General features: G+C 63.6%; 23 protein-coding genes, 2 tRNA genes and 1 pseudogene. 13 read left to right on the top strand and 13 right to left on the bottom strand.

What is annotated here, in order from left to right; genetic code table 11:
- Positions 1-15 precede the first annotated feature (15 nt).
- Both V8J83_RS06480 and V8J83_RS06475 read right to left on the bottom strand, forming a co-directional pair.
- Positions 16-2,445 (bottom strand): GcvT family protein, encoded by a 2,430-nt coding sequence (locus tag V8J83_RS06480; RefSeq protein ID WP_339984668.1) that lies wholly within the window; start codon positions 2,443-2,445, stop codon positions 16-18.
- 117 nt (positions 2,446-2,562) lie between these two features.
- The gene (locus tag V8J83_RS06475; RefSeq protein ID WP_339984666.1) at positions 2,563-3,813 is read right to left on the bottom strand and encodes a urate hydroxylase PuuD; all 1,251 of its coding nucleotides are present in this window, start codon (positions 3,811-3,813) and stop codon (positions 2,563-2,565) included.
- Between the two features lie 102 nt (positions 3,814-3,915).
- Here V8J83_RS06475 and V8J83_RS06470 point away from each other — a divergent pair, with 102 nt between their 5' ends.
- The gene (locus tag V8J83_RS06470) at positions 3,916-4,818 is read left to right on the top strand and encodes a LysR family transcriptional regulator (protein WP_339984664.1); all 903 of its coding nucleotides are present in this window, start codon (positions 3,916-3,918) and stop codon (positions 4,816-4,818) included.
- A gap of 6 nt (positions 4,819-4,824) precedes the next feature.
- Here V8J83_RS06470 and uraH read toward each other — a convergent pair whose 3' ends face one another.
- Positions 4,825-5,169, bottom strand: a complete 345-nt coding sequence (gene uraH / locus V8J83_RS06465) for a hydroxyisourate hydrolase (RefSeq protein ID WP_339984661.1) — start codon at positions 5,167-5,169, stop codon at positions 4,825-4,827.
- Between the two features lie 145 nt (positions 5,170-5,314).
- On the opposite strand from uraH, the gene puuE reads away from it, so the two are divergent.
- From puuE to V8J83_RS06445, 4 genes and pseudogenes are all read left to right on the top strand, one after another.
- Positions 5,315-6,733, top strand: coding sequence for an allantoinase PuuE (gene puuE / locus V8J83_RS06460; RefSeq protein ID WP_339984659.1), 1,419 nt, complete (start codon positions 5,315-5,317; stop codon positions 6,731-6,733).
- Between the two features lie 79 nt (positions 6,734-6,812).
- Positions 6,813-7,601 (top strand): bifunctional allantoicase/(S)-ureidoglycine aminohydrolase, encoded by a 789-nt coding sequence (locus V8J83_RS06455; RefSeq protein WP_439649776.1) that lies wholly within the window; start codon positions 6,813-6,815, stop codon positions 7,599-7,601.
- On the top strand, positions 7,598-8,110 hold the full coding sequence (locus tag V8J83_RS06450; protein WP_339984655.1) for an ureidoglycolate lyase: 513 nt from the start codon (positions 7,598-7,600) through the stop codon (positions 8,108-8,110). Before V8J83_RS06455 ends, V8J83_RS06450 begins: the two co-directional genes overlap by 4 nt.
- A gap of 28 nt (positions 8,111-8,138) precedes the next feature.
- Positions 8,139-9,559: pseudogene (locus V8J83_RS06445) on the top strand (uracil-xanthine permease family protein).
- Between the two features lie 197 nt (positions 9,560-9,756).
- Here the strand turns inward: V8J83_RS06445 and V8J83_RS06440 are convergent.
- Positions 9,757-9,840: transfer RNA gene (locus V8J83_RS06440), tRNA-Tyr, on the bottom strand.
- A gap of 107 nt (positions 9,841-9,947) precedes the next feature.
- Here V8J83_RS06440 and rlmB point away from each other — a divergent pair.
- From rlmB to V8J83_RS06415, 5 genes are all read left to right on the top strand, one after another.
- Positions 9,948-10,727 carry a 23S rRNA (guanosine(2251)-2'-O)-methyltransferase RlmB gene (gene rlmB / locus V8J83_RS06435; RefSeq protein WP_339984653.1) on the top strand — a complete coding sequence of 260 codons (780 nt, stop codon included), beginning with the start codon at positions 9,948-9,950 and terminating at the stop codon, positions 10,725-10,727.
- 6 nt (positions 10,728-10,733) lie between these two features.
- The gene (locus tag V8J83_RS06430) at positions 10,734-11,048 is read left to right on the top strand and encodes a hypothetical protein (RefSeq protein ID WP_339984651.1); all 315 of its coding nucleotides are present in this window, start codon (positions 10,734-10,736) and stop codon (positions 11,046-11,048) included.
- Positions 11,049-11,099: 51 nt separating this feature from the next.
- Positions 11,100-11,417 (top strand): YHS domain-containing (seleno)protein, encoded by a 318-nt coding sequence (locus V8J83_RS06425; protein WP_339986010.1) that lies wholly within the window; start codon positions 11,100-11,102, stop codon positions 11,415-11,417.
- A gap of 174 nt (positions 11,418-11,591) precedes the next feature.
- A complete protein-coding gene (locus V8J83_RS06420; RefSeq protein WP_339984650.1) occupies positions 11,592-12,065 on the top strand; it encodes a CoA-binding protein in 474 nt (157 codons plus the stop codon).
- A gap of 100 nt (positions 12,066-12,165) precedes the next feature.
- On the top strand, positions 12,166-13,071 hold the full coding sequence (locus V8J83_RS06415; protein WP_339984648.1) for a hypothetical protein: 906 nt from the start codon (positions 12,166-12,168) through the stop codon (positions 13,069-13,071).
- Here the strand turns inward: V8J83_RS06415 and ybiA are convergent.
- The 3 genes from ybiA to hisF are packed head-to-tail and all read right to left on the bottom strand — an operon-like array spanning position 13,068 to position 14,579.
- Positions 13,068-13,517, bottom strand: a complete 450-nt coding sequence (gene ybiA / locus V8J83_RS06410) for a riboflavin biosynthesis intermediates N-glycosidase (protein WP_339984646.1) — start codon at positions 13,515-13,517, stop codon at positions 13,068-13,070. The genes V8J83_RS06415 and ybiA overlap by 4 nt on opposite strands.
- Entirely contained in the window at positions 13,510-13,821 is a 312-nt protein-coding gene (locus V8J83_RS06405) for a phosphoribosyl-ATP diphosphatase (RefSeq protein WP_339984644.1), read from the bottom strand. Before V8J83_RS06405 ends, ybiA begins: the two co-directional genes overlap by 8 nt.
- The gene (gene hisF, locus V8J83_RS06400; protein WP_339984641.1) at positions 13,818-14,579 is read right to left on the bottom strand and encodes an imidazole glycerol phosphate synthase subunit HisF; all 762 of its coding nucleotides are present in this window, start codon (positions 14,577-14,579) and stop codon (positions 13,818-13,820) included. Before hisF ends, V8J83_RS06405 begins: the two co-directional genes overlap by 4 nt.
- A 106-nt stretch (positions 14,580-14,685) precedes the next feature.
- On the opposite strand from hisF, the gene V8J83_RS06395 reads away from it, so the two are divergent.
- On the top strand, positions 14,686-15,132 hold the full coding sequence (locus V8J83_RS06395; protein WP_339984639.1) for a DUF302 domain-containing protein: 447 nt from the start codon (positions 14,686-14,688) through the stop codon (positions 15,130-15,132).
- 169 nt (positions 15,133-15,301) lie between these two features.
- Here V8J83_RS06395 and hisA read toward each other — a convergent pair whose 3' ends face one another.
- A complete protein-coding gene (hisA, locus tag V8J83_RS06390) occupies positions 15,302-16,018 on the bottom strand; it encodes a 1-(5-phosphoribosyl)-5-[(5-phosphoribosylamino)methylideneamino]imidazole-4-carboxamide isomerase (protein WP_339984637.1) in 717 nt (238 codons plus the stop codon).
- 137 nt (positions 16,019-16,155) lie between these two features.
- On the opposite strand from hisA, the gene V8J83_RS06385 reads away from it, so the two are divergent.
- A complete protein-coding gene (locus V8J83_RS06385) occupies positions 16,156-16,548 on the top strand; it encodes a DUF2147 domain-containing protein (protein ID WP_339984635.1) in 393 nt (130 codons plus the stop codon).
- 75 nt (positions 16,549-16,623) lie between these two features.
- Here the strand turns inward: V8J83_RS06385 and V8J83_RS06380 are convergent, their stop codons facing one another.
- From V8J83_RS06380 to V8J83_RS06360, 5 genes are all read right to left on the bottom strand, one after another.
- Complete coding sequence (locus tag V8J83_RS06380; protein ID WP_339984633.1) at positions 16,624-17,052, bottom strand: hypothetical protein; 429 nt, start codon at positions 17,050-17,052, stop codon at positions 16,624-16,626.
- Positions 17,053-17,196: 144 nt separating this feature from the next.
- Positions 17,197-17,835: an imidazole glycerol phosphate synthase subunit HisH gene (gene hisH, locus V8J83_RS06375; RefSeq protein ID WP_339984630.1), complete on the bottom strand. Its 639-nt coding sequence runs from the start codon at positions 17,833-17,835 to the stop codon at positions 17,197-17,199.
- Between the two features lie 128 nt (positions 17,836-17,963).
- The gene (gene hisB / locus V8J83_RS06370; protein WP_339984628.1) at positions 17,964-18,551 is read right to left on the bottom strand and encodes an imidazoleglycerol-phosphate dehydratase HisB; all 588 of its coding nucleotides are present in this window, start codon (positions 18,549-18,551) and stop codon (positions 17,964-17,966) included.
- 191 nt (positions 18,552-18,742) lie between these two features.
- Positions 18,743-18,817: transfer RNA gene (locus tag V8J83_RS06365), tRNA-Gly, on the bottom strand.
- A 120-nt stretch (positions 18,818-18,937) separates the two neighbouring features.
- Complete coding sequence (locus tag V8J83_RS06360) at positions 18,938-19,774, bottom strand: metallophosphoesterase (protein ID WP_339984626.1); 837 nt, start codon at positions 19,772-19,774, stop codon at positions 18,938-18,940.
- Between the two features lie 196 nt (positions 19,775-19,970).
- Between V8J83_RS06360 and V8J83_RS06355 the strand changes: the two genes are divergently transcribed.
- A complete protein-coding gene (locus tag V8J83_RS06355; protein ID WP_339984625.1) occupies positions 19,971-20,513 on the top strand; it encodes a superoxide dismutase family protein in 543 nt (180 codons plus the stop codon).
- Positions 20,514-20,598 lie beyond the last annotated feature (85 nt).

Here is a 20,598-nt window from a genome sequence, read left to right as displayed (position 1 = left end):
CCGCTTCCAACGGGTTTAAAGCGCGGGTTCAGGGGACAGGTCGCGCAAACGCAGGCCCTTGGGGTCGAACGGAGGCTCTGCGAGGAGGCGGGCCGTATGAGGCTGGCCCAGGAGGGACACGTGTACGACATCTCCGGCGCGCGCGCTGCCCGCCCTGATGTAGGCCAGCGCGAGCGATTGCGCCACGCTGTAGCCGTATCCCCCCGAGGTGACCTGCCCGATGGGCGTGCCGTCAGGCAGGAATATCGGTTCGCCGCCGCTGGCATCGGCCTGATCTGCGTCGATCGACAGCAACACCATTTCTTCGCGGGCAGGGCGCGCCGCTACCTTCAACCAGCTGTCCTTGTTGAGGAAATCCTTGCCGCGCTTGATCAGACCATCAAGCCCACTTTCCTGCGGCCAGTACTCCGGCGAATAATCCCGACCCCAGGAGCCATAGCCTTTCTCAAGCCGCAGCGACATCAGGGCTCGACTGCCGACAGGTCCGCCGTCCAGGGCTTTGGCGGCCTCAAGAAGGGCGGTGTAAAGGTTGACCTGATCTGCCTCGGCGCAGTGCAATTCCCACCCCAGATCGCCGGTGAACGACACGCGAAGCGCGACACAATCCACGCCCGCGACATTGATGCGTTGCGATCGGAAAAACGGGAAGGCTGCGTTCGACAGATCGGCGTTTGTGAGCCGTTGCAGTAGGTTGCGTGCCTGCGGGCCCGCGACGTTGAAGCCGGAGGTTGCCTCAGTCAGGCTGTCGAATGTGGTGCTATCGGGCAGGGGGAGCGCGCGGAAGAAGCGCTGGTGAAAGCGTTCCGCAGCGCCGCCTCCGAGCACCCAGAATTCATCCTCCGAAAGGCGCGTGACGGTGAAATCGCCCGCCACACCGCCGCGCTTGCCGATCAACGGGGTCAGGCAGGATCGGCCTACCATGCCGGGCATCCGATTGGGAAAAAGTGCGTCCAACCAGGCCGCGGCCCCCGCGCCGCGCACCCGGTATCTTGCAAAGTTTGAAATGTCGATGACGCCGACCGCATCGCGCAGCATGCGGGCCTCGCGACCAACCACATCCCACCAGGGTTGGCGCGCAAATCCGGCGCTGTCATCCACCGATGCGTCAAAGAATGCAGGGTGTTCCCAGCCGTAGTTCAAGCCGAATTTTGCGCCCATGTCGGCCTGCATGGCATAGGCCGGGCGGGTGCGAACGGGGCGGCCGGCGTCGCGTTCTTCGCCGGGGAAGTGGATCTTGAAGCGGTGCGCATATTGGTCTTCGACGCGGGCTTTGGTGAAGGCCTTGCCCGCCCAATGGCCGTAGCGCGCAAGGTCCCAGCCGAAAAGGTCGAGCGACGGCTCGCCCTCCACCATCCATTCGGCGGCGAGTTTGCCCAGACCACCATTTTGCGAAAAGCCCGGGATGATCCCGTTGCAGCAGAAATAGCCCCTGAGTTCCGGCACCGGACCGAACAGCGCGGAGGCGTCGGGCGACCAGATCATCGGGCCGTTGATCACCCGTTTGATCCCGGCCTCGCCCACCACAGGCACCCGGTCGATGGCGCGCATCATGTTGGGCTCGATGCGCTCGAGATCATCGGCGAACAGTTCGTGTCCGAAGCCTTGCGGCGTGCCATCCTCGGCCCAGAACCGCATGTCGCGCTCATAGGCGCCGACCAGCAGGCCCTGGCCCTCTTGGCGCAGGTAATATTCACCGTCCCGGTCGGCGACGGACGGCAGTCGGCGGTCCATGTCCGCGATCTGAGAAATGGTTTCGGTCACGAAATACTGGTGTTCGGTCGGGATCAGGGGAAGTTCGATCCCCGCCATTGCGGCCACCTCTCGTGCCCAAAGGCCTGCCGCATTCACCACCCAGGGCGTGCGGATATCGCCTTTTTCGGTGCGCACGATCCAGGTCCCGTCAGGCTGCGGCTCGGTCCCGGTGACGGGGCAGAAGCGAATGATCTCGGCGCCGCGTTGGCGCGCGCCAAGGGCGTATGCATTGGTCACGCCGGACGGGTCGACGTTGCCGCCGTCGGGCTCAAACATGATGCAGCGCACACCGTCATAATCGACCAGCGGGTGCAGGCGCTCGGCCTCATCGCGGGAGACTTCGTGGAAATTCATCGCGTAGCGGCGCGCTTTGGCCTCTTGTAGGCGGAGCTGGTGCTCGCGGTCTTGGGTTTGCGCGAGGTAGAGAGAGCCGGGTTGAAAGACGCCGCAGGATTGGCCGGTTTCGGCCTCCAACTCCTTGTAAAGGTTCATCGTGTAGTGCTGCAGCCGCGAGATGTTGGTGCTGTCGTGCAGCCCGTGGATGTTGGCGGCGGCGTGCCAAGTGGACCCGGACGTCAGTTCATCGCGTTCCAGAAGGACCACATCGCTCCAACCCGCTTTCGCCAAGTGGTAGAGGATCGAGCAGCCGACAACGCCGCCTCCGATGACAACGGCCTGCGCATGGGTCTTCATTCTGTGGGTCCTTCCGCGGTCTGTGCCCGGGAAGAGTGCGGCGGGGCGCGTGCGCGGTCTGGTCAAAGCGCGACAGGCGGGGGCAGGTTTTCGTCAGGTGCGGGGGACAGGACGGGCTCAGTTGGCCAGCTCTGCCACCTCGGCGTCGAGCCCGCGATACCACTGCACGATCAGCCGTCGTTCTTCATCGGACATGCCGGTGATGTTGCCGGGCGGCATCGCATGGCTCAGGCCGGCATGGAGGTAGATGGCGCGCGCATTCAACGCGATCTGCGCGTCATCGTCGAGCCGCACCGCGCGCGGGGGCCAGTGCAGGCCGGGCCAGACCGGCTCCGCCTGATGGCACATCGAACACCGCCCCAGCACAGTGTTGCGCACGTCGTCGAACCCGGCGGAGGCGACGATATAGTCCAATGGCTCGGGCACGATGACCTCGGCCTCGTAATCGTAATCGCGATACATCGGGATCGCGGAGAGCCACATGATCGCGACGAAAATCACCGCGCTGGCACCCCATGTCCAATGCGGCCGCCCTTTGCCCGCATGCATCGAGTTGAAATAATGCCGGATCAGGACGCCCAGTAGGAACACAAGCGACGCGATGATCCAGGCGTATTCGGTCCCGAACGACAACGGATAATGGTTCGACAGCATCAGGAAGATAACCGGCAGTGTCAGGTAATTGTTGTGCGTGGACCGCAGCTTGGCGATCTTACCATATTTGGCGTCCGGCACGCGGCCGTCCTTGAGATCCTTCACCACGATGCGCTGGTTCGGCATGATGATGAAAAAGACATTCGCCGTCATGATGGTGGCGGTGAAGGCCCCCAGATGCAGCAGCGCGGCGCGCCCCGTGAAGACCTGATTGTAGCCCCACGACATCACGACGAGGATCACGAACAGCAGCAGCATCAAGGCCGTCGGGTGGTTGCCAAGCGCGCTTTTGCACAGGAAATCGTAGAGCACCCAACCAATTGCCAGCGATCCGCCCGAGATCAGGATCGCTTGAAAGGCGGTCAGTTCGATCTTGTCGTAGTCGATCAGGAACATCTCGGCTCCGCCCCAATAGACCAGCATCAAAAGCACCGCACCGGACAACCAGGTCCAATAGCTTTGCCATTTGTGCCAGGTCAGATGCTCGGGCAGCCGCGCGGGGGCGACGTTGTATTTCACGGTGTTGTAAAAGCCGCCGCCGTGGACCTCCCATTCCTCGCCGGTGGCACCCTCGGGCAGATCGTCGGCGGGTTTGAGCATCAGATCGAGTGCGATGAAGTAGAACGACGCCCCGATCCACGCCATGGCGGTGATGACGTGCAGCCAACGGAAGGCAAAGGCAAGCCAATCCATCAACACGGCGAAATCATACATGAGCGGTATCCTTCCCAGCTTTGTTTCGGACGCTATACGGCGGGGCTGCTATATGATAATTCCTGATTATCCGGATCAGTTTCAAATGAAGCCGAACAATCCATGGCCAGCATCAACAATATTAGAATGTTCACGCGGGTTTACGAGTTGGAGAACATGTCCGCGGCGGCGCGCGATCTGCGGGTTTCGGCCGCCGTGGCCTCAAGCCGGATCGGAGAGCTCGAGAAGCAATTGGGGATCCGGTTGTTCACGCGCACCACGCGGTCCATACAGCCCACCGAACAGGGGCGGATTTTCTACCCCAAGGCGTTGAAAGTGCTCGACGCTTTGGAAGAGGCGGAGGCGGCGATCCATGAGATCACGCTCAATCCCCGAGGCTCCATCTTCGTATCCGCGCCACTTGGGATAGGACGGCGCCTGATCGCACCGAACGTGGCGCTGTTCCGCGAAAATTACCCCGAGGTTCACACAAGGCTCCGTCTGTCGGATCGGGCGTTGGACGTGGCGGGGGAAGGGCTGGATGTGGCGTTTGTGGTCGGAAATCCACCGGATTCCGGGTTGATGATGCGGCCCATCGCAACGTTCCCACGGGTGTTGTGCGCCGCGCCGGATTACATCAAGCGCAAGGGCCATCCGGAGCATGGATCGGACTTGATCACGCAGAACCACGATTGCCTGCTGTTGCGGTTTCCCGGCTCAACGGAATTTCGGTGGGCCTTGAACACGACCGACGGCTATCAGAACTTCGATGTCTCCGGGCCCTATGCTTGCGACGACGGCGATGTGTTGACGGCCTGGGCGCTGGATGGGCGGGGGATTGTGAACAAGCCCACGTTCGAGGTGCAGCACCATCTTGAGAGCGGCGCATTGGTGCGGGTTTGCGAGGCCTCACCGCCGCCGGATGCCCAACTGGCGGTGCTGTATCCACATCGAAAGAACCAGGACCCCAAGAGCAGATTCTTCATTGAATTCATGTCAGAAAAGCTGAAAGCCGAATTGGGATGAGGGGGCCTAGCTGCCGCGATAGGTGCTGAAGCTGAACGGGCTGAGCAGCAGGGGCACGTGGTAATGGTCGTGCTCTGTCATAATGAAGCGCAGCGGGATCACGTCGAGGAAATCGGTCGGGGCCCCCATCGCGCGCAAGTAATCGCCGGCTTCAAACACCAACTCGAACGTCCCCGTCAAAAACGCGTCCTGCGGCAGGATCGGCGCATCGGTCCGGCCATCGGCGTTTGTGACCGCCTCGGCCAGTTTGGTCCGCGCCTCCCCGTCGATCCGGTAGAGCGTGATGCGCAGGCCCGCGGCGGGGCTGCCTTTTGCCGTATCCAGAACGTGGGTCGTAAGATAGCCAGCCATGGTGCACCTTTTGATTAACCTCGCGACAGATCTGCGGCATGTCCCGATCGTTGGAAATGCAAGAACCGTGGAAAGTCTTTCAAAATTTTCTTGAAAGACCAAATCTTCATCACGGTTTATGCGAAGATAGAAGTGGGAGAGCGCTTTGCAACGATATAGTCGCAATATGTCAGGATATGGGGGGCGTCCGCCGGTGGCCAATTGGCCCGGCGGGGCAAAGATCGCCGTTCAATTCGTTCTGAATTACGAAGAAGGCGGAGAAAACTGCACCCTGCATGGCGATGCGGCGTCGGAGGCGTTTCTGTCCGAGATCGTGGGCGCCGCTGCCTGGGAGGGGCAGCGGCATTGGAACATGGAATCGATCTATGAATACGGTGCGCGGGCCGGGTTTTGGCGGATGCATGACATGTTCATACGCCGCGAAATGCCGATCACCGTCTACGGCGTGGCGAGCGCGCTGGCCCGCTCGCCCGAGCAGGTTGCGGCGATGGTTGAGGCCGATTGGGAGATTGCCAGCCACGGGCTGAAATGGATCGAGCACAAGGACATGCCCGAGGCCGAAGAGCGCGCCCAGATTGCCGAGGCCAAGCGCCTGCACACGGCCGTCACGGGCACGCCGCCGCGGGGTTGGTACACGGGGCGGTGTTCGGAAAACACCGTGCGCCTAATCGCGGAAGATGGCAGTTTCGCCTACGTTTCAGACACTTATGACGACGATCTGCCGTACTGGATCGAGGTGGGCGAGCGCGTGCAATTGGTTATCCCCTATACACTTGACGCAAATGACATGCGCTTTGCGACACCGCAGGGGTTCAACACGGGCGAGCACTTTTTCACCTATCTCAAGGACAGCTTCGACAAGCTCTATGCCGAAGGGCAGGCCGGGTCTCCGAAGATGATGAGCGTTGGCTTGCACTGCCGCCTTGTCGGGAGGCCGGGTCGTGCAGCGGCGTTCGAACGGTTCCTCGATTACGTTGCATCCCATGACGATGTCTGGGTCGCGCGCCGCGTGGATATTGCGGCGCATTGGGCCGCGCATCACCCCTACCAGCCCGCCAAACTGCGTCCGACGGCCATGGATGAGGCCGGTTTCGTCGACACGTTCGGCGGTATTTTCGAGCATTCGCCCTGGATTGCGCAACGCGCTTTCGCCGGGGAGTTGGGACCGGCCCATGATGGGCTCACGGGCATTCATTCGGCCCTGACGATCCAGTTTCGCCTGGCCTCCGAAGACGAGCGTCTGGGCGTTCTGACCGCGCATCCCGATCTCGCCGGGAAGCTCGCGCAGGCCAAGCGCTTGACCGAGGCGTCTACGTCCGAGCAGGCCTCCGCCGGGCTCGACGCGTTGACCGATGAGGAACGCCAGACCTTCACCGATCTGAACGCGACCTATGTCGAACAGTTCGGCTTTCCGTTCATTATCGCGGTGCGTGACCACGACAAGGCCAGCATCCTCGCGGCGTTCCAGACCCGCCTCAACAACAGCCGTGATGAAGAGTTTGCAGAAGCCTGCCATCAGGTCGAGCGGATCGCCTATCACCGCCTCAACGAGCTGTTCCAATGACCATGACCCCCGGTCCGCGCCATCAACAGGGGATCCGTCCGTGACCCATGCGACGACTTACGCCTTCCCGCCCGGTGGCATGCCGGACTCTGCCGCAGATCCGGTCGGCACGGCTGTGTTCAAGTCGGCCTATGCGGTCGTGCCCGCCGGAACCCAGCGCGATATCGTGACGAGCTTCCTGCCGGGGTGGACGGATCACCGGGCTTGGATCCTTGCCCGCCCGATGACCGGCTTTGCCGAGACGTTCGCCCAATACGCGGTGGAGCTGAAACCCGGCGGTGGGTCTGCCACGCCAGAGCCCAATCTCAACGCGCAGGCCGCGATTTTCGTGGCCAAGGGGGATCTGCGCCTGATCATCGGGACGGAAACACATGCGCTGCGGGCCGGATCCTTTGCCTATCTGCCCGCCGGCGCGCCGTGGCAGCTTTGGAATATCGGCGACACAATCGCCGGGTTTCACTGGATCAGGAAAACCTACGAAAAGATCGACGGCGTTTTGGTGCCGGAACCGATCATCTGCCACGAGACCGAGATCGAGGCCAACGGAATGCCGGGGGCGGACAACACCTGGGCCACGCAGCGTTTTTTCGATCCGATGGACATGGGCTACGACTTTCACGTCAACATCGTGAATTTCGCCCCCGGTGGCCGCATCCCGTTTGCCGAAACCCATGTCATGGAGCACGGGCTGTACGTACTGCAGGGCACGGCGCGCTATCTTCTGAACGAGGATTGGGTGGAGGTCGGCCCCGGCGATTTCATGTGGCTGCGCGCGTTCTGCCCGCAGGCCTGTATTGCGACGGGTGACGAGATGTTCCGCTATCTGCTTTACAAGGACGTGAACCGCCACGTCGGGCTAGAGCTGTGAGCGCGCGTCCCGAGGCGCGCGGGGTTCAGATCACCGCGCGCCCGATCACGGCCAAGGCTTTCGCGCCGTTTGGCGATGTGATCGAGACCGACACGGTTCCGCCGCAGATGATCAATGAAGGATTGTGCCGGCGCTTTTCGGACCTTGCCCGGTTCGATCAGACGGGTGGGCGCATCGCGATGAGCCTGTTTCAGGCCGAGCTGCGCGAGATGCCCTATCGCTGCAACCTGCTGGAGCGGCACCCGCTCGGCTCGCAATGCTTCATTCCGATGTCCCAGGCCGCGTTCCTTGTGATCGTCGCCCCCGATGAGGGCGGGCGCCCCGGCCCTGCGTCGGCCTTCCTGGCCACCAACGACGTGGCCGTGAACATCGCGCGCAACACCTGGCATGGCGTGCTGGCCCCGATCTCCGGATCCGGCCTTTTCGCCGTAATCGACCGCATCGGAAGCGGAGACAACCTTGAGGAGCACCGGTTGGAGGAGCCGGTGTTCGTCATCACGACCCCTTAGGATCACAGTCATATGGGAGGACAATACCATGGCTGACACTTCGATCGGAACGCCGGAGCAACTCCGCGACCCGAATTACACCCCACCGCTGGTCAAGGCAGTGCCGCTTGGCATTCAACATGTGCTGGCGATGTTCGTGTCAAACGTGACACCGGCGATCATCGTGTGCGGTGCGGTGCGGCGGGCTTTGGCTTTGGCTCCAACAGCCCCGATTTTCCGCAGATGATCTACATGATCCAGATGTCGATGTTCTTCGCGGGTCTCGCCACGTTGATCCAGACCATTGGCATCGGCCCAATGGGCGCACGTTTGCCCATTGTGCAGGGCACGTCATTTGCCTTCATCCCGATCATGATCCCGCTTGTGGCGGGGCAGGGGGTCGAGGCGATGTCCGTTCTGATGGGCGGTATTGTTGTGGGCGGACTGTTCCACGCGGTGCTTGGCTTGTTCATCGGCAAGTTGCGCTTTGCGCTGCCGCCGCTCGTCACGGGCCTTGTGGTCACGATGATCGGTCTGGCGCTTGTGAAAGTCGGGGTTCAATACGCTGCCGGTGGCGTGCCTGCGGTTGGCACCGAGGAATACGGATCGCTGCAGAATTGGTCCGTGGCCATGGTGGTGATCTTTGTCACGCTCGGCCTGAAGTTCTTCACCCGTGGCATGCTTTCGGTCTCTGCGGTGCTGGTCGGTTTGCTGGTCGGCTATGCTGTCGCCTACGTGATGGGCATGGTGAGTTTCGGCAATGTCGGCAATGCCGCGACCGTCGCGCTTCCGAACCCGTTCCACTTCGGGATCGAGTTCACGGCTGCTGCGATCATCGGCTTCTGCCTGATGTCGTTTGTTTCGGCCGTCGAAACCGTGGGCGACGTGTCGGGCATCACCAAGGGCGGGGCGGGTCGTGAGGCCACCGACAAGGAGATCCAGGGCGCGACCTTTGCCGACGGCATCGGCACGGCGGCCTCGGGCCTCTTCGGCGCGCTTCCCAACACCTCGTTCAGCCAGAACGTCGGCCTGATCGCGATGACGGGCGTGATGAGCCGCCATGTCGTGACCATCGGGGCGCTGTTCCTGATCCTGTGCGGTCTGATGCCCAAGGTCGGTGCGGTGATCTCGACGGTGCCGATCGAAGTGCTCGGGGGCGGTGTGATCGTGATGTTCGGCATGGTTGTGGCCGCCGGCATCTCGATGCTGTCGGATGTGAACTGGAACCGGCGCAACATGGTGATCTTTGCGATTTCCCTGTCGCTGGGTCTGGGCCTTCAGCTTGAGCCAGGCGCCCTGCAGCACCTGCCGGACACGCTCAAGGTGCTGGCGACATCGGGCATCCTGCCTGCGGCGCTGATCGCGATTGTATTGAACCTGGTTCTGCCCGAAGACCTGGCCGCGGAGGCCACCGAAGAAGTCTCGGGTGGCATGGCGGGTCATGGCGAAGGAAGCCTGTCCAAAGAGTGATCCGGGTCCCCGGCCCACTAAGGTACCGCTTGGAACAGCCTCCGATATCGGGGGCTGTTTCTTTTTCGGCTTACGGTGCGTGAAAAACAAGCCTTGCGGCGGGAGCCGCGCAAAACGATCACTGATCGCCGGAACCCCGACCATGACAGCGCAGTTCCAACCGGGGCCGGCCGTACCATCAAACAATGAGGGGGGAATGGTGGGTGACCCTGGAATCGAACCAGGCGTGAGTCGCCTCGAGGGAGTTACAGTCCCCTGCCACACCTTGCGGCCTGTCACCCATTTCAACGCGTTGCGCGAAACATTGCTGCGAAATATCCACGCACGATGGGGGGGTCAAGCGGGAATGCGCGCTTGCCTTCACGCGGCGCGCTTGTATGGGTGGCCTATGGCAAAAAAACCGACATGGGTGATCGACAAGGAACGCGGGAAACGGGCCGCGGCGGCGGAAACCATCTGGTTGTTCGGGCTGCATGCGGTGCGCGACGCGCTGGCCAATCCGAACCGCGAGGTGCTGCGGCTGGTGGTCAGCAAGAATGCCGCCGACAAGCTGTCCGAGACGGTCGCCGCCCGAAGGATCACGCCCGAGATTGCCGATCCACGCCGGTTTCCCGTCCCGCTTGATCCAGGCTCTGTCCATCAAGGGGCCGCGGTCGAGGTCAAACCCCTCGATTGGGGCGATTGGCGCGCGTTGGCGCGGGGCGCGGACGGGCGCGCGGTGGTGGTGATGCTCGACCGGGTCAGTGACCCGCACAACGTGGGCGCAATCCTGCGCTCGGCGGAGGTGTTCGGGGCGACTGCGGTGATCGCGCCCGCGCGGCATTCGGCGCCTGAGACAGGGGCATTGGCCAAGACCGCAAGCGGTGCGTTGGAACGGATGCCCTATGCGCGGATCGGTAACCTGGGCGACGCGATGGAAGCGCTCAAGGCCGATGGTTTCTGGATGGTCGGTTTGGCCGAGGAGGCCGCGCAAACCATTGACGAGGTCGCGAAAACCCATGCCGAGGCCCACGTCGCGCTGGTCATGGGGGCCGAAGGGCCTGGCCTGCGTGAGCGGACGCGGGATTTGTGCGACGTTCTGGCAAAAATCCCCTTCGCGCGCGATTTTGGATCGCTCAACGTCTCAAATGCTGCCGCAGTTGCCCTATATGCCCTGACAAGGGAGTAGTGGCGCATGCCGAAGAACACCAAGATCGCGACCTGTTCGTATTGCGGTCGGCGTCAGACGCTGAATTTCGCGGCGCGCGACGGGCATGAATTGGCCTGCGGGGCCTGCGGCGCGCCATTGCACGAGATGAAATGGCTCAAGCCACCCGAAAAGCGGGCGCAGGCGAAGCGCTCCCCGCAACGGCCCGCGCCCCATGGCCGTGGCCTGCCCAAGCCCGAATTGAAGAGCCGCCGCAAGAAGAAGCGCAAGCCGATGTGGAAGCGGATTGCAAAGGACGTCTTCGAGGAGGCGTTCGACGTCATCGAAGATATCTTCGACTGATACCGTTCTGACGCGCGGTCACGAACGCACCGGACCGGGTTCCAACTCGCGCTGGCCGAAGATGACGATCCGGTGATCGGTCTGGCAGAGCATGCGCTGGACTGGAATGGCGCCACCTGGCACTTCGCCAACGACGAGAACCGCGCCCTGTTCGAGGCCACGCCCGGGGCCTACGCGCCGGCATATGGCGGCTATTGCGCCTTTGCGGCGGCGCGCGGCTATGTGGCCAGCACAGTGTCCGAAGCCTGGTCGGTCGTGGACGGGCGTTTGTTCCTGAATTACTCGCGGCGCATCCGCCGCCGTTGGTTGAATGACCTGCCCGATGCGATCGCGGAGGGGGATGCGAATTGGCCTGTATTGCTTGGCTAAAATGGCCTGTGATCACGTTTTTGTTGCGCCCCTTTTCTGGGCAGTGGGGCGACCCCATATCTTTGACAGGCGCCGCGGGACGGAACCCCGCGCGCCCATCACTGTCCCTCGTTCCGTAACTGCGCCCGCCGGGTTACCGCTGCGGGCGCCTTTTTTCTTTGATATCCTCTCGGCATGACCGAATCCCCCTCCGACGCCGTGCTGCGCGATGTTCTGACCCGCTCGAAATCTTTTGCCTGCGTGGGTGTCTCTCCGAACCCGGTGCGGCCCTCGCATTACGTTGCGCGCTACCTGACGCTCAAGGGCTACAAGGTGATCCCGGTCAATCCGGGCCACACCGGAAAAACCCTTTTTGGACAAGAGGTTCGCGCCGATCTTCCCGATATCCCCGAGGCCTTCGACGTGGTCGATATCTTCCGCCGCCCCGAGGCCGTGCCCGCGATTGTGGAGGCCGCGCTGGCCTTGCCCGTGCGCCCGTCGGTGATCTGGATGCAAATCGGCGTGACCCATGCCGAGGCCGCCGCAAGGGCCGAGGCCGAGGGCCTTACGGTGATCCAGAACCGGTGCCCGAAGATCGAATATCAGCGCCTTTTCGGCGAGCTGCGCATGGGCGGGTTCAACACGGGGATCATTTCATCGAAGCTATGAATTTTTCTGTCGTTTTTTTGTAGTTTTTCTGTAGTGCATCCTGCGCGCACATCTGGCGCTCGGCGCACATTAGTGCCGGTTTTAGAAAGGATCAGTGCGCATGCGCAAAGCTATGGTTTTGGCGATCGGATTGGGGCTTATCGTTGTGCCGGTATCGGAGCTGATGTTCTGGCCGGTGCAGGCGGAGACGATTGCAGGATTGGTCGTCTTCTATGCGCTCTGCGCGCTGTTGGCGGCGCTTCTGGTGGAGCGATCGGGCGCGCGCGGTTGGGTCGCGTTCGTCCTGGGCGGTGGCATTTTCGGATGGCTGATCGAGGGGGTCGTCGTCGATCAGACCTACGAGGCGGTGCCGCTCTCGCTGGCCTGGACGCCACTGGCCTGGCACATGGCGCTCAGCGTGATGGGCGGGGTTGTGGCGTTGGGATGGGCGTTGCGGCGGGGGCTTTTGGCCAGCGTCCTCACCTGCGCGGCGATTGGCGCGGTCGCGGGGCTTTGGGGGGCCTATGGCTGGACCGAACTGGCGGAAGATGTGGCCGCACCGGGGGCCGGACTTTCCTTTTCGGTGCAGATCCTGATCGCAAGCGCGATGATCGGGCTGGGGCATCTGGTTCTGGGCCATGTGCCTGCGGGCGCGTCGCGCGTGCCGGATTGGATCTTGTGGGTGCTGTCGGCGCAGGCGGCGCTGGTCTGGGCCGTGGTCTGGGCCGTGCCGCTTTTCCCGGTGTCGCTGGCGGTGCCTTTGCTGATCGGGATCAGCGTGCTGGCCCTGTGGCGCTCGGGAAAGGGGCGACCGGAGGGGATGGGGCTGGGCGGCTTCCCGGGCTGGCGCGTCTTGGCCTGCGGCATGATCGCGGTGGTCGCGATCCCGGTGCAGGCGGCGATGGTGCAGGTCGCCTGGGTGCCCGAGTTGAACGCCTTTTTTGCCCTGCCTTTGGTCCTGTTGGGTACGGGCGCATGGCTTGCGGCGTTGCTGCGCGGCGTCTGGCCGAAGCCGTCAGCGCGCTAGCCCGCGCGCAGGTCTGAGCGGACGCGCATCAGGATGCGACCCAGTTTGTTGAGCCCGGTGCCATCCTGCCCGCCGCCCCAGTAATAATCCATCGGCGCGTTTTCGACGATATCGGCATCACCGGTCGCCAGTAGCAGGGCGCGGGGCGCGGGATGGGTGCGGAACTTGCGCGAGACGGCGGTGTACATGATGCCATCCTTGACCGCGTCCCAATCGGGGCGGATCGGAAGGTGCCGGGTCATGCCGAGGGCCTTGGCATCCTTGGGTTTGGAGGCCGTGCGGATCCGCTCGCGATACGCGGCATCGTGGAATTTCATCGCCTGGAAGTAATGCTCGACCGTGCGCCAATAAGTGCCCTCCATCTCGACGCCGTAGGGCGCGAAATTGGAGAATTCCGCGTAAGGATCGGTCTGGGCGTAGAAATAGATCGTGTCGGGATTATCCACGCGACGCCTTTTCCGCGAGGCCCGATTGGGCAGAACGCCGGGTCAGTTCCGCTTCGATATCGGCCAGGCTCACGTCGCGGGCCGCGCACATCACCAGCAGGTGGTAGAGCGCATCGGCGGCCTCGCAAGCAAGGGCCGCGCGGTCGCCTTTGACGGCTTCGATGATCGCCTCGACGGCTTCCTCGCCGAATTTCTCGGCGCATTTCTCAGGGCCCTGGGCGAGGAGTTTCGCGGTCCAGGAGCCGTCGGGATCGGCGGATTTGCGGGCCGCGATCGTGGCGGCGAGACGGGTCAATTCGCTCATGTCAGCCTCATCGGGATCCCGGCGGCGGCCATATGCGCCTTGGCCTCGCCGATTGTGTAGGTGCCGAAATGGAAGATGGAGGCGGCCAGCACGGCGGAGGCGCCGCCTTCGGTGACGCCTTCAACAAGGTGGTCGAGCGTGCCGACGCCTCCGCTCGCGATGACCGGGACGTTCACGGCATCGGAGACGGCGCGGGTCAGGGGCAGGTTGAAGCCCGCCTTGGTGCCGTCGCGGTCCATGGAGGTCAAAAGGATCTCGCCCGCGCCTTTGGCGACGACGGTCTTGGCGAAGTCGACGGCGTCGATGCCGGTGGGTTTGCGGCCACCGTGGGTGAAGATTTCCCATTTACCAAGCGATACCGTCTTTGCGTCGATGGCGCAGACGATGCATTGGCTGCCGAACTTGTCGGCGGCGCGCGCGATGCAGTCGGGGTCGGCCACGGCGGCGGAGTTGAACGACACCTTGTCCGCGCCTGCCAGCAGCAGGTTGCGCACATCTTCGGTGGTGCGCACGCCGCCACCGATTGTCAGCGGCATGAAGCATTGCTCGGCCGTGCGGGTGGCGAGGTCATACATTGTGCCACGGTTTTCATGGGTGGCCTTGATGTCGAGAAAACACAACTCATCCGCGCCGGCGGCATCATAGGCGCGGGCCTGCTCCACCGGATCGCCCGCGTCGATCAGATCGACGAAATTGACGCCCTTGACGGTGCGGCCCTCGGCGACGTCGAGGCAGGGGATGATGCGGGTCTTCAACATGGTGGCGGGTTTAGGCCGAAACGCGGCCACACGGAAGGGTGTATGGCGCGCGGGCGCGGATGCGTGAATGTATGAGATTGGTATGTGCATTTTGGGAAGGACAGAGATGACACGTTTGATGACCCTGGCAGGAGCGATGATCATGGCCGCAAGCCCCGTATTGGCGGATGACTTCATGGAGCGGCAGAGCGCGGATGGCGTGGCCGAAACGATGGACCGGTTGGTGGCCGCGGTGGAGGGTGCGGGGGCTACGGTCTTTGCGCGGGTGAACCACGGTGGCGGCGCTGCGTCGGTGGATATGGAATTGGTCGATGCGGAATTGTTGGTATTCGGCAATCCGATGCTGGGCACGCCCGCGTTGCAGGATGACATCCGGGCGGGGTTGCAATTGCCGCTGCGCGTGCTGGTTCATGGCGCGGATACAGGCAGCGTGATTGTCTGGGAGACGCCGGAAAGCATGTTCAGCGGGTTGGAGATCGGGGCGGAGGCGCCGTATCTGGCGCGGATGAACGGGGCTTTGGGGAACCTGACGGCGGCGGCTGCGGGGGAGTGAGTTCAGGCGGGCGCGGGGGCGACGCTGGCCTTGCGGCCTCGCCCCGCCCGCCGTCCCGTGTGGGTTTGCGGCAGCGATTGTGTTGGGGCCGGCCCCGCGCGCTGCGGCTATGTGCGAGGGGCCAGCCCCGCGCGCTCCCCGAGGTATTTTCAAAGCAAAGAGGGCGGGGTCAGGCCAGGGCGGCGAGGGCTTCGGTGAGATCCAGCGCGCCGTCGTAGAGTGCGCGGCCCGAGATCGCGCCGGAGATGACGCCGGTGTCTTTCAGCGCGTGCAGATCCGCCAGCGACGAGACGCCGCCCGAGGCGATGACGGGGATGGAGGTGGCGCGGGCCAGATCGGCGGTGGCGGGTACGTTGGGGCCGCCCATGGCCCCGTCGCGGTCGATGTCGGTGTAGATGATCGCGGCCACGCCTGCATCTTCGAATTGGGCGGCCAGGTCGGTGACCATGACGTTGGTTTCTTCTGCCCACCCCTTGGTGGCGACGCGGCCTTTGCGGGCATCGATGCCGACGGCGACTTTGCCGGGGAAGGCGCGGGCGGCTTCGCGGACGAGGTCGGGATCCTCGACGGCAACGGTGCCGAGGATCACGCGGGAGATGCCTTTTGCGATCCACATTTCAATGGTTTGCATGTCGCGGATGCCGCCGCCGAGTTGTGTGGGGACGTCCGTGGCGGAGAGGATGGCTTCGACCGCCGCGCCGTTCACCGGTGTGCCGGCGAAGGCCCCGTTGAGATCGACAAGGTGGAGCCATTGGCAGCCCGCATCCTGAAACGCGCGCGCCTGGGCGGCGGGGTCGGTATTGAACACCGTGGCCTCGGCCATTTCGCCCCGCAAAAGGCGCACGGCGTTGCCGTCTTTGAGGTCGATGGCGGGGTAGAGGATCATGGGGTCTGTCCGTTCGCTGAGTTTCGGGTGGTTTGTGTCGCAGACGCGCGGGCCCTGCAAGGTCGCAACGTCACGCTTGCACCGCGTGTGCGCAGTCGCGAGGATCCGCGACAGAGGACCAAAGGGAGGAAAAACTTATGAAAAGAACGCTTTTCGGCGCGGTATTGGCGCTTGTGTGCATGGCCGGTGGCGCGATGGCGCAGGATCCGGCACATGGGGTTTGGCAGACGGAAGTGGATGACGGGGCCTATGCCCATGTGACGCTTGCGGCCTGTGGCGCGGCGGTCTGCGGCACAATCAGCCGGACGTTTGACCCGTCGGGCGAATACCAGAGCCCGAACCTGGGGCGTCAGATTGTGATCGACATGGTCGCGCAAGGCGGCGGGGCGTATGAAGGATCGGTCTGGCGGCCGTCGAATGACCGGGTCTACATCGGGCGGATGAATGTGAACGGGAATACGTTGACCTTGCGCGGATGTGTGGCCGGTGGGCTTTTGTGTGCGCGACAAACCTGGGCGCGCATTCAGTAAGTTACTGGGAATGTGAAGAAAAAAGGGGCGTGCCATAGGGCGCGCCCCCCTGGGGTTTTGCGGCTGTGGCGCCGGTCAGGACGACCCGCCGAAGGGCTGCCAGCGGCTCAGCTGGATGTTGTTGCCGGTGCGGATGGCGTTGGCGACCTGACGCTGCGAGGCGCAGGACAGGACGTGGCCTGCGTTCGAGGTACGGGCGGAGACGCAGATGCCATCGCGGCCCTGATCAACCTCACCGGAATAGATCGGATAGCCGAAGCCGGGGATCGGGTTGGGCTCCGGTACGAGGCGGCACACGGTGCGCAATCCGTTGGAATCGTTCGAGAATTGCGTCATGGCGTTGATCGTGCCGTATTCGGACGGTACGTAGACTTCGAGGTCGAAGACATAATCGCCGGTGAAGCAATTCGCGGCCACATAGTTTTCGGGGTAGCTGGTGTTCGATGTCGGGGTACAGGCCGACAGGCCGACAAGTGCCAGAATGGCAAGGGCAATGCGGATCACGGAAGTCTCTCCTTGGGTTAAGCGCTTGATCACGGTTGCGTGATCCTTACCCGGTTTCATGGCGCATGCCGGACGCAAATGCGCCTTTTTTCGGGCGAACTCAATGTGTTGCATAACCGACCTATCGGAAAGGTCGGGTGCGGCTCACGGGCACCAGCGCAGGAAATTCGCGATCAGGCGGAGGCCTGCGGCCTGGCTTTTTTCCGGGTGGAATTGCGTGCCGATCGTGGTGCCGGAGCCGACGATGGCGGTGACGTCGCCGCCGTAATCGACATGGGCGAGACGGTGGGCGGGTGTGTCCACGCGCATCGCGTAGGAATGCACGAAATAGGCATGGTCGCCCGAAGAAATGTCTTCCAAAACAGGGTGTTGAACGTCGATTTCGAGATCGTTCCATCCCATATGCGGGATCTTGAGCGCGGGGTCTGAGGGGGCGATGCGGTCTACCACGCCGTCGATCCAGCCGAAGCCCGCGACCCGTTCATACTCAAGGCCCAGGCGCGCCATCATCTGCATGCCGACGCAGATGCCGAGGAAGGGTTTGCCGCCATTTTCAACGGCATCCAGGATCGCCTCCTCCAACCCGTCGATGGCCTTGAGCCCCTGACGGCAGGCAGGAAAAGCGCCGTCGCCGGGCAGCACGATACGGTCGGCGCGGGCCACGACATCCGGATCGGCGGTCACGATCAGATCGCCGGCATCGACCTCGGCGGCCATGCGTTGGAAGGCCTTTTCGGCGGAATGCAGATTGCCGGCATCATAGTCGATCAGGGCAATGGTCATCGGCGGGCTCTCCGGCGCGGGCGGCGGGGGGATATGCGGTCAACGGAATGGGTTTGCGCATTGTGGAACGGGGGTTTCGCGAAAGATGCCTTCGGATGAACGCATCGGGGGCGGGCGCGTGCGGGCCGCTAGAGGCTGCCTTTGGTGGAGGGGATATCGGCGGCCTTGCGGGGGTCGGTTTCAAGCGCATCGCGCAACGCCCGGGCGACGGCCTTGAACGCGGCCTCGGTGATGTGGTGGCTGTTGATCCCGGCCTCTTGCGTGACATGCAGGGTGATGCCGCCGTGGGTGGCCAGCGCCTGGAAGAATTCGCGGACGAGTTCAGTGTCGAAACTGCCGATCTTGGCCGACGGCAGGGTGACATCCCATACGAGATGCGGGCGCGCGGAGAGGTCGAGCGCGCAGGTCACGCGCGCGTCGTCCATCGGCAGGATGCAGGCGCCGTAGCGACGGATGCCGCGCTTGTCGCCCATGGCCTGCGTCAGGGCCTGGCCGAGGGCGATGCCGACATCTTCGACGGAATGGTGATCGTCGACCTGCAGATCGCCGTCGCAGCGCACCACCATGTCGATAAGCGCGTGACGGGCCAGCTGGTCGAGCATGTGATCGAAGAAGCCGACGCCGGTGCGGTTGTCATAGCTGCCGGTGCCATCGAGGTTGATCTCGACGGAGACATCGGTCTCGGCGGTCTTGCGGGTGATCGTGGCCGTGCGCATGGGGCTTTGTCCCTGTGGTGGATGCGGGTGCGGTATAAAAGGCGGGGCGGGCTGCGCCAAGGCGGGTGGGCGGGTTTTTCGCGAAACGCGGCGAATGGGACGCAGGCGGGGCGCGGGTGCGGATGGCGCGCATCGGCACGTAGGCCGGGGTCCGGGGTTTTGGCCGATTTGCGATGTTTGGAAGGACAACTTGGAGCGGGTGAGGCGATTCGAACGCCCGACCCTTACCTTGGCAAGGTAATGCTCTACCCCTGAGCTACACCCGCTCACTAAGTGTGCGGGCGTATTAGTAAGGTTCGCGGGAGGGCGCAAGAGGAAATTCGCGCGGAGCGGCGGCGCGATGCGGCGGGTCGATGGGCCGTGTGTGCGGCGCAGGTGCGGTGGGGTTATTCGTAGGTGCGGACGGAGCCGTCGGAGAGGGCGAAATCCTCGGTATGGAGCACGATGGTGTCCTTGAGCGCGAGCAGGATGCCATAGGCGCCGGGTTCATCGACGCTATCCGACGAGGTGCCTTCGCCCAGGATCATCGGGATCTGATGGCAGGGGCTTTTGAGCACGCTGACCGGCAGCGCGCCGCCCGCGGGATTGGCCGCAGAGGCATGGATCGTGCGGTGGATATGGCCGCAGATCAGGTGCCGGACATGGGGGGCTGCGTGCAGGCGCGAGAGCAGCGCGTCGGCATTGGCCAGCCCGATCGCATCCATCGCCCAGAAGCCCACGGGGCAGGGCGGGTGATGGGCGAAGACAACGACGTGCTTGGCGTCGGTGACCGCGCGGGCAAGCTCGGCGTCGAGCCACGCCAGGCGGGTGTCGCAGATCCAGCCGTCATGGATCAGCGGCGCGCGCCCTTCGTAATCATGGGTGTCGAGGATCAGCAGGCGCAGCGGCCCGAGATCGAGCGCGGTTTGCGCGAAGCCGTCGGTGTTGAAGGCCTGCGGGAAGGGGACGCGCAGGTGATCGCGCAGGTCGTGGTTGCCCATCGTGACGGTGATCGGGATCGGGCAATCGGCCAGCGCAGGCGCGAGGCGCGCGTATTCGGCGGGCGAACCGGTATGGGTCAGATCGCCGAGCAGGATGATGTGTTGCGCGTCGGGGTGCCGGTCAAGCGCGTGGGCGAGGCCCTGCTTGAAGCGGGCGAGCGGGTCGAGGCCGATGATCGTCTCGCCTGCGGGGGTGATGTGGAGATCGGTGAAGATCAGGGCTTTGTCGAAATAATCCGCCATTTGGGGAAGGTGGCCGATCCGGTGAGATCAGGCAAGCCGGTGATTGCGGGCCGGTGATTGCGGGCGGGTGATTGCGGAGTGGCGGGCCCGTGCGCACACGCGCTGTCACATACGCGAGATGTCCGGGGCTTCGGTCGAATAAATCGCGCGCTGATTTGTTCCTTCACCACATGCAATTCACCAAGGACACGAAATCATGAAATTCTCAAACGCTTTGATGCGCGGCCTGGCGCTTTCGATGGTCGTTGGCGTATCGGGCCAGATGGTCGTGGCCGATGGCCACGCGATCACGGCAAACGCCACGTTGAACAACCTCGACGGGGCGGCGATCGGCCTGGCCGAGATCACCCAGACGCCCCATGGTGTGCTGGTGCACGTGCGGGTCAGCGACCTGCCGCCGGGCGCGAAGGGCATCCACTTTCACCGCACGGCGCATTGCGCGGCGGATGACGGGTTCACTTCGTCGCACGGCCACCATGGCGAGGGCGAGGGGGAGCATGGACTTCTGAACGCGGCCGGGCCGGGCCAGGGCGATCTGGGCAACATCTTTTTGGGCACAGACGGCGTGGGCGAGATGCAGTTCTTCAAGGACGGCGTGTTCCTGACCGGGAGCGAGATGGCGTTGATGGACGAAGACGGCACCGCGATTGTCATCCACGCCGAAGAGGATGATCAGATCTCGCAACCCATCGGCGGCGCGGGCGCACGCATCGTGTGCGGCATCGTCGAGATGGGCTAAGCCGAAACCGCCCCTGCGCGCCCCTTTGGACGGGGGCGCGCAGGGGCAATGCGGGTTTTGCGACGGGGAAAGGCGCGGCGCGGCC

Source organism: Gymnodinialimonas ulvae, assembly GCF_037543845.1.
In the GTDB taxonomy this organism is placed as follows: domain Bacteria; phylum Pseudomonadota; class Alphaproteobacteria; order Rhodobacterales; family Rhodobacteraceae; genus Gymnodinialimonas; species Gymnodinialimonas ulvae.
This window is presented reverse-complemented; position numbering and strand designations above follow the sequence as displayed.